The following is a 392-nucleotide window of genomic DNA, read 5'->3' as shown; positions in this document are numbered from 1 at the left end:
ACGACACCCCACGCGACGGCCACCCGCGTGGCCGAGGTCCGCGGCTCGGGCCCGCCGTGCTCGGGCCGGGGAATGTGGGCCTGGCCGATCGCCACGCACGCGCCGAACAGCAGCCCGAAGGCGTGGGTGTCCGTGCCGAAGTACAGGCGGGCCTGCTCGAACCCGTGACGCGAGCCCCAGGCCATCCACCCCGCGGAGGCCATGGCCACGACCGCGACCGCGAGGATGCGCCGCCGATCCGCCACCCGCCCCGAGTTCACGGTGCTCCGCGGTGGCCAGGTGAGCAGGAGCAGGCCCCAGAGGAGCAGGGGCCAGAGGATGTAGAACTGCTCCTCGATCGCCAGGGACCACAGGTGCTCGAACAGCGGTGGCGAGGCGCGGTTGAAGTAGTC

General features: G+C 72.7%; 1 pseudogene. It reads right to left on the bottom strand.

Going from position 1 to position 392, the window contains the following annotated elements:
- Positions 1–392, bottom strand: a pseudogene (locus FMN63_RS28335) (hypothetical protein); the annotation flags it as partial.

This window comes from Stappia sp. BW2 (genome assembly GCF_008107695.1).
Taxonomy (GTDB): domain Bacteria; phylum Pseudomonadota; class Alphaproteobacteria; order Rhizobiales; family Stappiaceae; genus Roseibium.
The sequence above is the reverse complement of the archived record's forward strand: the minus strand, read 5'-3'. Positions and strand labels throughout refer to the sequence as shown.